At 68.0% G+C, this 13019-nt stretch carries 13 protein-coding genes; 8 read left to right on the top strand and 5 right to left on the bottom strand.

Annotated elements, in window-relative coordinates:
- Positions 1-139: 139 nt before the first annotated feature.
- Positions 140-985, top strand: a complete 846-nt coding sequence (locus tag OS889_RS01995) for a S26 family signal peptidase (RefSeq protein WP_372386816.1) — start codon at positions 140-142, stop codon at positions 983-985.
- 10 nt (positions 986-995) lie between these two features.
- Here OS889_RS01995 and OS889_RS01990 read toward each other — a convergent pair whose 3' ends face one another.
- Genes OS889_RS01990 through OS889_RS01980 form a run of 3 tightly spaced genes read right to left on the bottom strand, consistent with a single transcriptional unit; the run spans position 996 to position 2560 of the window.
- A complete protein-coding gene (locus OS889_RS01990) occupies positions 996-1724 on the bottom strand; it encodes an Sjogren's syndrome/scleroderma autoantigen 1 family protein (RefSeq protein ID WP_372386815.1) in 729 nt (242 codons plus the stop codon).
- Between the two features lie 44 nt (positions 1725-1768).
- Positions 1769-1996: a hypothetical protein gene (locus OS889_RS01985; RefSeq protein ID WP_372386813.1), complete on the bottom strand. Its 228-nt coding sequence runs from the start codon at positions 1994-1996 to the stop codon at positions 1769-1771.
- 42 nt (positions 1997-2038) lie between these two features.
- Positions 2039-2560: a DedA family protein gene (locus OS889_RS01980; RefSeq protein ID WP_372386811.1), complete on the bottom strand. Its 522-nt coding sequence runs from the start codon at positions 2558-2560 to the stop codon at positions 2039-2041.
- Between the two features lie 104 nt (positions 2561-2664).
- Here OS889_RS01980 and hemB point away from each other — a divergent pair, with 104 nt between their 5' ends.
- From hemB to hemL, 7 genes are all read left to right on the top strand, one after another.
- Positions 2665-3645: a porphobilinogen synthase gene (gene hemB, locus OS889_RS01975; RefSeq protein WP_372386810.1), complete on the top strand. Its 981-nt coding sequence runs from the start codon at positions 2665-2667 to the stop codon at positions 3643-3645.
- A gap of 328 nt (positions 3646-3973) precedes the next feature.
- On the top strand, positions 3974-5350 hold the full coding sequence (locus OS889_RS01970) for an ammonium transporter (protein ID WP_372386808.1): 1377 nt from the start codon (positions 3974-3976) through the stop codon (positions 5348-5350).
- Positions 5343-5696, top strand: a complete 354-nt coding sequence (gene glnK1, locus OS889_RS01965; protein ID WP_372386805.1) for a nitrogen regulatory protein GlnK1 — start codon at positions 5343-5345, stop codon at positions 5694-5696. The genes OS889_RS01970 and glnK1 (OS889_RS01965) overlap by 8 nt, the downstream gene beginning before the upstream one ends.
- Before the next feature lie 677 nt (positions 5697-6373).
- Positions 6374-7792 (top strand): ammonium transporter, encoded by a 1419-nt coding sequence (locus tag OS889_RS01960; RefSeq protein ID WP_372391511.1) that lies wholly within the window; start codon positions 6374-6376, stop codon positions 7790-7792.
- Positions 7789-8151 (top strand): nitrogen regulatory protein GlnK1, encoded by a 363-nt coding sequence (gene glnK1 / locus OS889_RS01955; RefSeq protein WP_372386803.1) that lies wholly within the window; start codon positions 7789-7791, stop codon positions 8149-8151. The genes OS889_RS01960 and glnK1 (OS889_RS01955) overlap by 4 nt, the downstream gene beginning before the upstream one ends.
- A 98-nt stretch (positions 8152-8249) precedes the next feature.
- Positions 8250-9083, top strand: a complete 834-nt coding sequence (locus tag OS889_RS01950; protein ID WP_372386802.1) for a CPBP family glutamic-type intramembrane protease — start codon at positions 8250-8252, stop codon at positions 9081-9083.
- A gap of 117 nt (positions 9084-9200) precedes the next feature.
- Positions 9201-10544: a glutamate-1-semialdehyde 2,1-aminomutase gene (gene hemL, locus OS889_RS01945; RefSeq protein ID WP_372386801.1), complete on the top strand. Its 1344-nt coding sequence runs from the start codon at positions 9201-9203 to the stop codon at positions 10542-10544.
- A 168-nt stretch (positions 10545-10712) separates the two neighbouring features.
- Here hemL and OS889_RS01940 read toward each other — a convergent pair whose 3' ends face one another.
- On the bottom strand, positions 10713-11597 hold the full coding sequence (locus OS889_RS01940) for a fumarylacetoacetate hydrolase family protein (protein ID WP_372386800.1): 885 nt from the start codon (positions 11595-11597) through the stop codon (positions 10713-10715).
- Between the two features lie 55 nt (positions 11598-11652).
- The gene (locus tag OS889_RS01935; protein ID WP_372386799.1) at positions 11653-13008 is read right to left on the bottom strand and encodes an amidohydrolase family protein; all 1356 of its coding nucleotides are present in this window, start codon (positions 13006-13008) and stop codon (positions 11653-11655) included.
- Positions 13009-13019: the final 11 nt, after the last annotated feature.

Genomic DNA, 13019 nt, shown 5'->3' with positions numbered 1-13019 from the left:
AGCGTACTGTCCCGGGGCCGCGACCCGACGCGGTCGCTCCGGTGCGGCCGTCCGACGCCGCCGCTCGGCCGTCGCTCCCGACGGTTCGCCCGGGACTACCCCAGAAAGTTGAAACGCGCCCACGCAGTAAGCCCGGTAGATGACGGACGACGAGGGGAGCGACGTCGGGCGGCGAGTCGACGATTCCGCGGCGTCTTCTGACCCCAGCGACGGCGGCGACGGCGGCGAGGACGGCACGCCCCGGGAGTCCACCGCCACCTACGATCCCGACGCGGAGGGCAACGAGCCCGACGTTCCGGTCGGCGTCGCCGAGTCCCGGAAGGACGAGCGCCCGCGCCCCCAGCCGAGCTCGACCGCCGCCGGCTCGCAGAGCCTCCTCACGCGCTTCCGCACCGCCCAGAGCGGCCCGCTGCTCTTCATCCGCGAGACGCTCTACAGCGCGCTCGCGGTCCTCGCGGTCGGCCTGCTGCTCTTTGCGATCAGCGGCGTCTGGCCGCCGATGGTCGCCGTCGAGAGCGGGAGTATGGAGCCGCATATGCAGCGCGGCGACCTGATCTTCGTGACCGAGCCCCAGCGGTTCACGCCGGGCTACGCCCACGACGACACGGGCGTCGTCACCGTCGAGATCGGCGACGAGCGCGGCTACCGGAGCTTCGGCGGCAACGGCTCGGTGGTGATCTACGACCCGCCCACCCGGCGCGGCTCGCCGATCATCCACCGCGCGCACTTCTACGTCGAGGAGGGGGAAAACTGGTACGACGAGGCCGACCCCTCGTACATGCGCGCCGGCGACTGTGAGCAACTCGCGAACTGCCCGGCCCCGCACGCCGGCTTCATCACCAAGGGCGACGCCAACGGCCGCTACGACCAGGCCAGCGACATCGCCGGCCCGGTGCGCCCCGAGTGGATCCGCGGCACCGCGCGCTTCCGCGTCCCGTACCTCGGTTACGTCCGCCTGAAACTGGCGGGAGCGCTCGCGGCGTAGAGCACCCCGGTCACCGATCGAGCGCGTCGAGCGCCTCGCTCGCCTCGCGCGCCGCGGCGAGGTGATCTTTCGCCCGCCGCGGGTCGTCGGTCGCCTCGGCCAGTTCGGCGTGTCGCGTCAGCGCGCGCAGGAGCGCCGCCCGCGCGCTCCCGACGTCGGACGCCTCGGTCGCCCCCGACTCCGGACGGCGCTCGGGGACCGACTCCGCCGGATCGTTCCCCGAGCCGGACCGGGCCGTCCCTCCGGGCACCCGTCCCGGGTCGGTGTCGCGCTGGCCCGCGGCTCCGGGGCGCTCTGGCATCGTGGAGGCCTCCAACCCGGCCTCTCCCGCGTCCTGCGCCTCGTCGACGGGGCCGACCGCGTCGACGTCGATCGAGTCGGCTCCGGCGTTCGCGTCGGGAGTCGGGCTCGGCTCGCCGGGGCGCTGATCCCCCTGCTGGGGCGTTTCGGGCGTCGACTGGGCTGCCTCGTCGGCTTCGGCGGATTCGGCGGATGCCGCTTCCGATCCCGCGTCCGATTCCGTTCCGGCCTCGCCCGCGACGCGCTGGCAACTCGGACAGAACTCCTGTCCGTCGTACCGGAAGATCGGCGAGCCGCACTCGCCGCAGTGTTGGTTCGTCATCGTCGCTCCCTTCAGGAGGAGCTCGCTCATCTGCTGGGTCTCCTTGCGCCGCTCTTCGTCCTTCTCGTACTTTTCGCGCAGTCGCCGCCGCTCGGCTTCCTCGTCGAAGTCGCTCACACCCGGCTTTCACGCGCCGTATCTCGAAAAATCCTCCGGGACGCTCACTCGGCCACCACCGCGAGCGCCTGCCGGAGGGCGTGTCCGAAGAATCCGATCAGTCCCGGTACGAAGGGCGTCACGTAGGCCCACGTCGGGTATTCGACGCCCGGCTTCGTGAGCATAAACAGGCCGTACAACAGGAGCGACACGACGAGCCACACGAGCATAATGGCCAGAAATGGGACGGCGTCGCGGACGGCGCCGGCCGTCTCCGTTCGTAACGATGGCATACCGTCGACTCCGAGCGGCGCCCCAAAAACCCTGGGGGCCGGTTACAACAGCGTGTCGGCGTAGAGGTACAGCCCCGCGAGCGCGACCTCGAAGACCAGCGTCCCGAGCGCCGACAGGGCCAGGAACCGCCGGTCGTCCATCTCCGCGAAGCCGGCGGGCACGGTCAGCATCCCGCGGGTGAAAAGCAGCGCGTTGCTCACCGGGACCACGATCGGGCCCCAGCGCTCGAACCACCCGTCGAAGCGGTCGAGCTTGGCCTCTTCGATGCGGAACCACCGCTTTTGGAGGAGGTACTCGCGGCCGCCGCGCTGGGCGAGCTTGAACAGCGCGTACTGGCCGACCGTCGCTCCGAGGACGGCGATCCCGAGGACCGGGACGAGCGCGTCCGTCCCGAGGAGCAGAAGCGACCCCGGCACGATGAGTTCGCTCGGCATGAAGTACATCAGCATCGCGCCTTCGAGGACGAAGACGCCGAAGAGGGCGAGGTACGCCCACTCCGATTCGAGCAGCGCCAGCAGCTGCGGCGGCATCGCGTCGAGTTGGAGGGCGGCGGCCGGCACCATCGTCCACTCGTATCGGCGAGTCGCACAAACGTATTTCGCTCCGCGCTCCTCGGAGCCCGGCCGCGGTCCGATGCGATTTTTTCCGCCGGCCGCGAAGCCCCGCTATGGACCTCACCGACCGCCCCCGCCGGCTCCGACGGGACGGGATCCGACCGCTCGTCAGCGAGACCGACCTGGACGCGACGGACCTCGTCGCCCCCGTGTTCGTCGACGCGACGACCGACGAGCGGGTGCCGATCGAGTCGATGCCGAACCACGAGCGAGTGCCGGTCGACGAGGCGGTCGCCCGCGTCGAGGAGGTGCGGGAGACCGGCGTCGAGGCGGTGATGGTGTTCGGCATCCCCGAGTCCAAAGACGAACGCGGCACGCGCGCGTGGGCGGACGACGGCGTCGTCCAGGAGGCGGTCCGCCGGATCACCGCCGAGACCGACGCGTACGTGATCACCGACGTCTGCCTGTGTGAGTACACGAGCCACGGCCACTGCGGCGTCCTCGAACCCGACGCGGAGTCGGACCCGACGCTGACGGTCCAGAACGACCCGACGCTCGACCTGCTCGCGAAGACCGCCGTCTCCCACGCCGAGGCGGGCGCGGATATGGTCGCGCCGAGTTCGATGACCGACGGGATGATCGCGGCGATCCGGACCGCCCTCGACGACGCCGGCTTCGCGGACCTCCCGATCCTCTCGTACGCCGTGAAGTACGAGAGCGCCTTCTACGGGCCCTTCCGCGACGCCGCCGACGGCGCGCCCGCGTTCGGCGACCGCCGTCACTACCAGATGGATCCCGCGAACGGCCGCGAGGCGCTCCGGGAGGCCCGCCTCGACGTCGACCAGGGCGCGGACGCGCTGATGGTCAAGCCGGCGCTCGCCTATCTCGACGTGGTGCGCGCGGTCCGGGAGGGATTCGACCGGCCGGTCGCCGCGTACAACGTCTCCGGCGAGTACGCGATGATCCACGCCGCCGCCGAGAAGGGCTGGCTCGACCTCGAAGAGACGGCCTACGAGTCGCTGCTGGCGATGAAGCGGGCGGGCGCCGACCTCATCGTCACGTACTTCGCCGAGGACGTCGCCCACCGGCTCTGACCGGGCCGCCGCGGCTTCGGTCTGATCTCTCGTAATTCGAATTTTATCCGGCGCGCACGACCTGAAACGGGCGATTGGGCAGGATTTGCCTGAACATACGTCCAATAATTTACCGTACCAGCACGTACCAGTATCTGATGCTGGTCCTTATATACATAATATTATTACCCAAATCATACGAATGTCTGCGTATGGATGGTTATTTTGGACATATTCAACTCCAAATTTTATATACTACCTTTGCTTGAGGATTTCCCGTGAGATACACTACGAATCACAGCGGTTTCGGAGCACAGGTGACCGAACGTTTCGATCGTGAGGTGGCAGTATGGTAGCGCCGCTGCAAGTGGATCCGTCGGCGATCGCCTCGGGCGTCAACAACGTCTGGGTGCTCGTCGTCTCGTTCCTGATCTTCTTTATGCAGCCGGGCTTCGCCTTGCTGGAATCGGGTCAGGTCCGCGCGAAGAACGTCGGGAACGTGCTGATGAAGAATATGAGCGACTGGTTCCTCGGCGTCCTGATCTACTTCATCATCGGGTCGGGCGTCGTCAGCGTCGTCGGCGCGCTCACCTCCGGCGGGAGCGTCGCCGGCGCGTTCGCGTACATCGGCGACCCGAACGCCTGGATCGGCTGGCTGTTCGGCGCGGTGTTCGCGATGACGGCGGCGACGATCGTCTCCGGCGCCGTCGCCGAACGGATGAACTTCAGCGCGTACGTGATCTTCACGATCCTGATGACGGCGTTCATCTACCCCGTCGTCGTCGGCTTCACCTGGGGCGGCGGCCTGCTCTCGGGGAGCGGCTTCATCGGCGCCGCGCTCGGCACCGGCTACCTCGACTTCGCCGGCGCGACCGTCGTCCACATGTGCGGCGGCGTCGCCGGACTCGTCGCGGCGAAGATGGTCGGCGCCCGCAAGGGCCGCTACGACTCCAGCGGCAACAGCCAGGCCATCCCCGGCCACTCGATGCTGCTCGCCGTGCTCGGGACGTTCATCCTGGCGTTCGGCTGGTACGGCTTCAACGTCGGCACGCAGGCGACGATCCTCGCGGTCGGCGAGGACGGCAGCCTCACCTTCATGGGCGCCGCGCTCGGCCGCGTCGCGCTCAACACCACGCTCGGGATGGGCGCCGGCGGCGCGATGGCGATGGTCACCTCGTCGTACTACCAGGGCAAGCCCGACCCGCTCTGGACGGCTAACGGCCTGCTGGCCGGCCTCGTCGCCGTGACCGGCGCGGTCCCGCACGTCACGTGGTGGGGCGGCGCGCTGCTCGGCGGCTTCGCCGGCTTCCTGGTGCTGCCCGCCTTCCGCTTCACCGTCGACACGCTGAAGGTCGACGACGTCTGCGGCGTCTTCGCGGTCCACGGCGTCGCGGGCGCGGTCGGCACCGCGCTGATCCCGATCTTCTCGGTCAGCGGCTTCGCGGCGAACCAGCTCGCGCTCCAGGTCATCGGCGTCATCGTCATCGCGCTGTGGACGATCGTCGCCTCGGCGGTCGTGCTGGCTGCGATCGACTCGGTCGTGGGCCTGCGCGTGAGCGAGGAAGAAGAGAGCGAAGGGCTCGACGAGGGCGAACACGGCGTCTCGGTCTACCCCGAGTTCGTGCCCAACGAGACCCGCGACAGCACCGTCGCCACCGACGGCGGCGATGTCCGCACCGACGGCGGTGTGCCGGTCGCGGAGACGGAGGTGAACGACAATGAGTGACACTGAAATCAAACTGGTGATGGCGTTCATTCGGCCGGACAAGCTGAGCGACGTGAAACAGGCGCTGGCCGAAGTCGGCGCGCCTTCCCTCACCGTCACGAACGTCTCGGGCCGGGGCTCCCAGCCCGCGAAGAAGGGACAGTGGCGCGGCGAGGAGTACACGGTCGACCTCCACCAGAAGGTGAAGGTCGAATGCGTCGTCGCCGACATCCCCGCCGACGACGTCGCCGAGGCGATCGTCGACGCGGCCCACACCGACGAGAAGGGCGACGGCAAGGTGTTCGTCCTGCCGGTCGAATCGGCCTACCAGATCCGCACGGGCAAGACGGGGCCCGACGCGGTGTAGGCGCGCCGCCCGGCCGGACGCTCCCGGCCGCCTGAACCGTCCAATCCCATCCGTCTTCTCCGCTTCCTCTCCGCTGGTCCGTTCGCTTTCGGTCTCCTTCCGCTCTTTTCGTTCCTTTTCTCTCAGTTCTTTCAATTCTTTCAGTTCTCTCAGTTCTCTCAGCTCTGCTCGCTTCCGTCTTGCTTCGTTTCCCATCGCCTCCTATCGTCCCTTAGCTCGTGACTCTCGTCGACACTCGTCGACGCCACGCACTCGACAGCTCCGTGCCTCTCTGCTCGCTTCTCGCGGTCTTCGTCACAGTCGCTGCCGACGCCGAACCGCCGCTATCGTCCTCGTCGACTCCCCCGAACTCGGACGCGGCCGCCCGCGCCGCCGACTCGGCCGGGCGCCCGTCGCCGCGCTCCCGCCCGTTCGTTTGGTCACACATATGTCGCAAAGCTAGGCAACATTTGTCTCCTTTTCCTTCCAGGTACGACCTTATACTCATTGTATCTCATAGTGTATTGGACGAGCGTTCTCAGAAGACAGAATTATTTGAAAATATAAACGAAAATTATTATATCCTCCTAAGTGGTTACAATCGACCGGGATTCGCGAACGAACTATCGCGAATCGACACAACAGATGTACGATCGTCCAAGCCAAATCGGAGCACCACACGAGAGGGGTATCGTATGCTGAGCACCACACTGCAGTCGGACTTTTCGGCCCTGGTCCAGGGCGTGAACATGATCTGGGTCCTGACGGTGACGTTCCTGATCTTCTTCATGCACGCCGGCTTCGCGATGCTCGAAGCGGGCCAGGTCCGCTCGAAGAACGTCGCGAACCAACTGACGAAGAACCTCCTGACCTGGAGCGTCGGCGTCGTGATCTACTTCCTCGTCGGGGCCGCGATCTCGACGATCACGGGCGGCCTGACCGGCGGGGGCTCGTACTCCGTCGCGGGCGCGTTCACCTCGCTGTATATGCCCGAGGCGGGCGCCGCGGGCGCCTGGGTGAGCTGGCTGTTCGGCGCGGTGTTCGCGATGACGGCGGCGACGATCGTCTCCGGCGCCGTCGCCGGCCGCGCGAAGCTCCGCGCGTACGTCGGCTACACGATCCTGCTCGCGGCCGTGATCTACCCGGTCGTCGTCGGCTTCACCTGGGCCGGCGGCTTCCTCTCGGGGCTCGGCTTCCACGACTTCGCGGGCGGCGTGATCGTCCACGCGATGGGCGGCATCGCCGGTCTCACCGCGGCGTGGATCATCGGCCCGCGGATGGACCGCTTCAACGACGACGGCTCCGCGAACGTCATCCCCGGCCACTCGCTGACCTTCGCCGTGCTGGGGACGCTCATCCTGGCGTTCGGCTGGTACGGCTTCAACGTCGGCACCTCGGCGTCGCCGCTCGCGCTGAACGACTCCGGCGGCGTCGTCCTCGGCTCGTTCGCGACGGTCGGCCGCGTCGCGCTCGTGACGACCCTCGGGATGGCCGCCGGCGCGATCGGCGCGGCCGCCGTCGCGCTGTACAAGACCGGCAAGGTCGACACGCTCTACGTCGCCAACGGCGTCCTCGCCGGACTCGTCGGCATCACGTCCATTGCCGACGCCATCGTCTGGCCCGGCGCGCTCGCGGTCGGTCTGCTCGCCGGCGCCCAGCTCCCGATCGTCTTCGAGTTCGTCGAGAAGCGCCTCAACATCGACGACGTCTGTGCGGTCTTCCCCGTCCACGGCTCCGCGGGCGTCCTCGGCGCCCTGGCGTACCCGTTCGTCGCGACGGGCTTTTGGAACGGTAGCGCCTCGTTCGTCGGCCTCCTGATCCCGCAGGTCGTCGGCGTCGTCGTCATCGCGCTGTGGACCTTCGCCGCCACGGCGCTGGTCTTCGGCGCGTTCCGCGCCGCCGGCCAGGCCCGAGTCTCCCGCGAACACGAACTCGAAGGGCTCGACACCTCCGAGCACGGCGTCGACACCTACCCCGAGTTCGGCAGCCCCGACGAGTCGGGCGCCCGCGTCGACGGCGGACAGATCCGCCCCGACGGCGGCGTCGCCGACGCATCGCACGCACCCGCTTCGGGTGTCGAAACTGATTCGGTCTCCGAAACGGAGGACAACCTATGAGCGACGCAGACGACCGAGAGATCAAGCTGGTGATGGCGTTCGTTCGCCCGGACAAGCTGAGTGACGTGAAACAGGCACTCGCCGAGATCGGTGCCCCCTCGCTCACCGTCACGAACGTCTCAGGGCGGGGCTCCCAGCCCGCGAAGAAGGGACAGTGGCGCGGCGAGGAGTACACGGTCGACCTCCACCAGAAGGTGAAAGTCGAGTGCGTCGTCGCCGACATCCCCGCCGACGACGTCGTCGAAGCGATCGGCGAGGCGGCCCACACCGGCGAGAAGGGCGACGGCAAGGTGTTCGTCCTGCCGGTCGAATCGGCCTACCAGATCCGCACGGGCAAGACCGGCCCCGACGCGGTATAAGCGCCCGCGGCGCGACGAGCGGGCGACCGTCGGCGGATTCTGTTCTAGTCCCGCTCCGGAGAGAAAAAACAAAGACCGATCCTGTCGCCTCTTTTGGTGTGGCACTCACCCCGGTCACCGCCGTCGGGCTCGTCGTGGCGCTCGTCGGCTTCGAGCTGCTCGACCGGCTTCGCCGAGCGACGGCAAGAGCCGCGGGCTCGGCGGCCGATCCGGCGGCCCGGGACCGGCCCCGCGCGACCGCGCTCCGCGAACACCTCTGGAAGTGGGCCGTCCCGGCGACGCTCCTCGCGGTCGTCGCCCTCGAAGGCAACACGCTCGCGTCGATCGGCTGGCGGATCGGCTCGCCCGAGCAGTTGGTCTCCCAGGTCGCGGTCGGCCTCGCGGCGATGGTCGGCGTGAACATCGCGACCGCGCCGCTGTGGGCGAAAGTCGGCGACGGCGGCGAGAGCCTCGCGGCCGGCCTCGGCTCCTTCGCCGCCCTGTCGGTGCCCGAACGCCTGTTCGTCGCGTTCACCGCGGGCGCGACCGAGGAGACCGCCTTCCACGGCTACGCGCTCGAACGGCTGCTCGCGCTCACCGGCAGTCCCCCGCTCGCGGGCGGGATCTCCTTTCTCGCGTTCACGCTCGGTCACGTCGGCGACACCTGGGACCGCGACGCCGTCATCCGCATCGCCCAGCCCGCCCTGGTGACGACGCTGCTCTACCTGTGGTTCCGCTCGCTCCCGGCGCTGATCGCGATCCACGCGCTGAACGACGCCGTGGGGCTCCTCCTGGCCGAGCGGTACGCCGACGAGACGCCGCCCGCCGGGGGCGATACCGACGCGTCCCCCGGCGCCGCTGCGGGCGCTTCCGAGGCGGGGTCGGTGGATGGACCGACTGCCGACGCGGACGCCACGGACTCGACGGCCCTGGAGTGGCTCCGCGGGGAGTGATTCCGCGGTTCCGGGTCCCGCGGTCTCGGGCCCCGCGGGCCTGCGGTCCCCCGTCCGTGCGCGCCGCCGACCGCTCGAAGCGACAATGATTTTGAACGCCCGACCGAAGCCGGAGGTATGAACCACGACGAGTCGCGGGCGCTGTACGACCGCGCGCTGTCCGTCATTCCGGGCGGCGTCAACTCTTCGGTCCGGGCGACGCGCCCGTACCCGTTCTTCGTCCAGCGCGGCGACGGTGCCCACGTCGTCGACGCCGACGGGAACCGCTACATCGACTACGTGAACGGCTACGGGCCGCTCCTGTACGGCCACGACCTGCCCGAGCCCGTCCAGTCGGCCATCCAGTCCCACGCCGCCGAGGGCCCGATGTACGGCGCGCCCACCGAGATCGAGGTCGACCTCGCGGAGTTCGTCGCCCGCCACGTCCCCTCGGTGGAGATGGTCCGCTTCGTCAACTCCGGGACCGAGGCGACGGTCTCGGCGGTCCGCTTGGCCCGCGGCTACACCGGCCGCGACAAGATCGTCGTGATGCAGGGCGGCTATCACGGCGCCCAGGAGTCGACGCTCGTCGAGGGCGGGCCCGACGGCGCCGAACCCAGCAGCCCGGGCATCCCCTCGGCGTTCGCCGAGCACACGATCCCGGTCCCGTTCAACGACGTCGACACCATCGAGGCGGTCTTCGAAGAGCACGGCGACGACATCGCCGCCGTCCTCACCGAACCGATCCTCGGCAACACGGGGATCGTCCTGCCCGTCGACGGCTACCTCGAACGCCTCCGGGAACTGACTGCGACCCACGACTCGCTCCTGATCTTCGACGAGGTCATCACGGGCTTCCGCGTCGGCGGCCTCCAGTGCGCCCAGGGGAAGTTCGGCGTCACGCCCGACGTGACGACCTTCGGCAAGATCGTCGGCGGCGGCTTCCCGGTCGGCGCGATCGGCGGAAAGTCGGAGATCATCGAGCAGTTCACTCCCGCGGGGGAGGTCTTCCAGTCCGGGACGTTCTCGGGCCACCCGGTGACGATGGCCGCGGGCTACGAGACCCTCAAATACGCCGCCGAGAACGACGTCTACGAGCACGTCAACCGCCTCGGCGAGCGCCTCCGCCGCGGGATCGCCGAGATCTGCGCCGACCAGGCGCCCTCCTACACCGTCGTCGGCACCGACTCGATGTTCAAGACGATCTTCACCCGCGAGGGGCCCGCGGACGCCGACGAGGAAGGCGTCTGCGACGCCGGCTGTCGCCAGCGCGACTCCTGTGCGCGCTACGAGTACTGCCCGAAGACCGGCGCCGACGTCGCCGACGCCGAGACCGAGCGCTGGGAGCGGATCTTCTGGCAGGAGATGAAAGAGCGGGGCATCTTCCTCACCGCCAATCAGTTCGAGTCGCAGTTCGTCTCCTACGCCCACACCGACGAGGACATAGAGCGGACGCTCGAAGCGTACAAGGAAGCGCTGTAAGGGCCTCGCGGTTTCGCTCTCGTTCTGTTTCGTTTCTCTCTCCCCCGACAGCGGGACATACTATTAATAATAAGATATATACGGAATATTATAACAAAATAGATATAGTTCGGAGAAAGGGAGAGTAAGATATGAAAAGCCCGAAATAAAAGAAAACGAAATACCGAATTACAGATACGAGCAGCTATTTACTAATCTGCCGATATTTTCGATTCCGACCGTGACCTCGTCGCCTTCCTCCAACAGGACCGGCGGCTCGCGGTAGACGCCGACCCCCGGCGGCGTGCCCGTGAAGAGCAGGTCGCCCGGCTCCAGCGTGAACGCCTGGCTGCAGAACGACACCAGCTCGTCGATACCGAAGATGAGGTTCGCCGTCGTCGACTCCTGGAGGCGCTCGCCGTTCACCTCGGTCCAGATGTCGAGGTCCTCCGGGTCCGCGACCTCGTCTTTGGTGACGAGCTCGGGGCCGATCGGCGCGAAGGTGTCCAGGCTCTTGCCGCGGACCCACTGGCCGTCGCCGTGCTGGAGGTCCCGCGCGGAGACGTCGTTGCCGACGAGGTAGCCCGCGACGTGGTCGAGCGCCTCGTCCTCGTCGACGCGATGCGCCTCCTCGCCGATGACGACCACGAGCTCCGCCTCGTAGTCGACCTTCTCGGTCAGATCGGGGTCCCACTCGATCGTCCCGCCGGGCCCGTTGACCGACGTCGGGAACTTCGAGAACAGGACCGGCGTGTCCGGGATGGGGTTGTCGCCCTCCTCGGCGTGGTCGACGTAGTTGAGGCCGACGCAGACGATCTTCTCCGGGTCGCTCACCGGCGCCGTCGGCGCCACGTCGTCGGCGTCGTAGACGCCCGCGCCCGTCGAATCGGCGTACTCGACGGCCAGTTCGGCCTTGCGCTGCCACTCCCACTCCGCGAGGAACTGGTCGGTCCGCCGCGGCAGGTCGAGCCCCGCGGCCGCGCCGGCCTCGGGGAGACTGACGACGCGCCCGTCGTCGGTCGGCGCGCCGCACCACGGCTCTTCGTCGCCCGCGCTGTATTGTCCGAGTCTCATACGGATCCCGTTTCACGGACCGGCGTCTTTTGTGCTTCGGATGGCATTCGGGACCTCAGACCTCGATGCCGGCCTCGTCGAGGAGGCGGTGTCCGGACTCGACGAACCGGTCGAACTCCTCGTCGACGAGGGGGTTCTCCAGGCGGCCGTCGCGCTTTACGACCTCGCCGTCGACGAGCACCGTGTCGATGTGCGAGGGGTCGGCCTGGAAGACGGCCGTCTGGACCGGCGAGTGCGCCGGCGCCGTCATGAAGTCGCTCGTGTCGAGCAGGATAACGTCCGCCCGCTTGCCCGGCGTGAGTGTCCCGATCTCGTCTTCCAGTCCCAGCGCCTTCGCGCCCTCGATCGTGGCCATCTCCAGGGTGTCGCGGCAGGACAGTCCGACTTCGGTGACCTCCTCGTCGCTTTCGAGGATCTTCTGGTTGTCGAACATCCGCTGGACCTGCAGGCCGATCCGCATCTGGCTGCCCATGTCGCCGCTGATGCTCGAACAGACGTCGACGCCCCAGGTCGGCCGCCCCCCGGCGTCGAGGACCTTCCCGGTCACGGGGATGCCGTGGCCCATCTGCATCTCGACCTCGGGCGACGCCGAGAAGGAGACGCCCGCCTCGACCGCGAGGTCGATGTCTTCCTGGGCGAAGTGGTTCGCGTGGGCGACGTTGACGTCAGGGCCGAGCTCGTCTTCGAGGCAGCCGAAGCCCTGGTAGTCCTCGCCGTAGACCGACGAGGGCCAGAGGGCTGCACCCATGTGGATCGTCGCGAGCGCGTCCAGTTCGCGCGCCAGCTCCAGGTCCCTGAGGGCGGTCTCGTCGACGCAGAAGTCCGGCCCGCGCAGGCCGAGTGCCAGGCTGAGGAGGTCGTCGTCGCGGATCATCTCCTCGTGGAGCTCGCGGATGTTGTCCTCGGGCAGTCCGACGTCGCTCTCGAACCACCACTTCGCCGCGTCGTCGCCCGGCGGGCCGTAGGTGTACACCGCGCGCAGGCCGGCGTCCTTCAGCGCGTCGATGGCTCGCTCGCCGTGTTCGAGCGAGTTCGGATACGACCAGTCCAACGCCGTCGTCGTCCCCGTGTGGAGCTTCTCCAGCGCGCCGAAGAGGCCCCCGAGGTACATATCCTCCGGCTGATAGAGCCCGGTGATGTTGCCGAGCATGTGATCGAAGTACTCGCCCATCAGCGACCAGTCCCCCGCGATGCCTCTGACCTGCGTCTGTGCCAGGTGGATGTGCGAGTCGACGAAGCCCGGCAGTACGATGTGGTCGGAGGCGTCGATCACCTCCGCGTTCGCGGCCGACAGCCCCGGTCCGATCTCCACGATCTCGCCGTCCTCGATCAGGACGTCCGCCTCGTCGAAGTCGCCGACGTCCGGATCGAGAGACACTACGGTCCCATTCTGGATGATTGTTTGTGTCATCCCTGATGTGA

The sequence above is a fragment of the Halobellus sp. MBLA0158 genome (genome assembly GCF_041477585.1).
Lineage (GTDB): Archaea > Halobacteriota > Halobacteria > Halobacteriales > Haloferacaceae > Haloquadratum > Haloquadratum rubicundus.
Note: the sequence above shows the minus strand (reverse complement) of the source record. Positions and strands in the feature narration are given on the sequence as shown.

Bases quoted from the DNA above. Each gene is read 5' to 3' on its own strand.
- OS889_RS01995 (WP_372386816.1), top strand. From the start codon at position 140: ATGACGGACGACGAGGGGAGCGACGTCGGGCGGCGAGTCGACGATTCC.
- glnK1 (WP_372386803.1), top strand. From the start codon at position 7,789: ATGAGCGACGCAGACGACCGAGAGATCAAGCTGGTGATGGCGTTCGTT.
- glnK1 (WP_372386805.1), top strand. From the start codon at position 5,343: ATGAGTGACACTGAAATCAAACTGGTGATGGCGTTCATTCGGCCGGAC.
- OS889_RS01935 (WP_372386799.1), bottom strand. From the start codon at position 13,008: ATGACACAAACAATCATCCAGAATGGGACCGTAGTGTCTCTCGATCCG.
- OS889_RS01940 (WP_372386800.1), bottom strand. From the start codon at position 11,597: ATGAGACTCGGACAATACAGCGCGGGCGACGAAGAGCCGTGGTGCGGC.
- OS889_RS01970 (WP_372386808.1), top strand. From the start codon at position 3,974: ATGGTAGCGCCGCTGCAAGTGGATCCGTCGGCGATCGCCTCGGGCGTC.
- OS889_RS01980 (WP_372386811.1), bottom strand. From the start codon at position 2,560: ATGGTGCCGGCCGCCGCCCTCCAACTCGACGCGATGCCGCCGCAGCTG.
- hemL (WP_372386801.1), top strand. From the start codon at position 9,201: ATGAACCACGACGAGTCGCGGGCGCTGTACGACCGCGCGCTGTCCGTC.
- hemB (WP_372386810.1), top strand. From the start codon at position 2,665: ATGGACCTCACCGACCGCCCCCGCCGGCTCCGACGGGACGGGATCCGA.
- OS889_RS01985 (WP_372386813.1), bottom strand. From the start codon at position 1,996: ATGCCATCGTTACGAACGGAGACGGCCGGCGCCGTCCGCGACGCCGTC.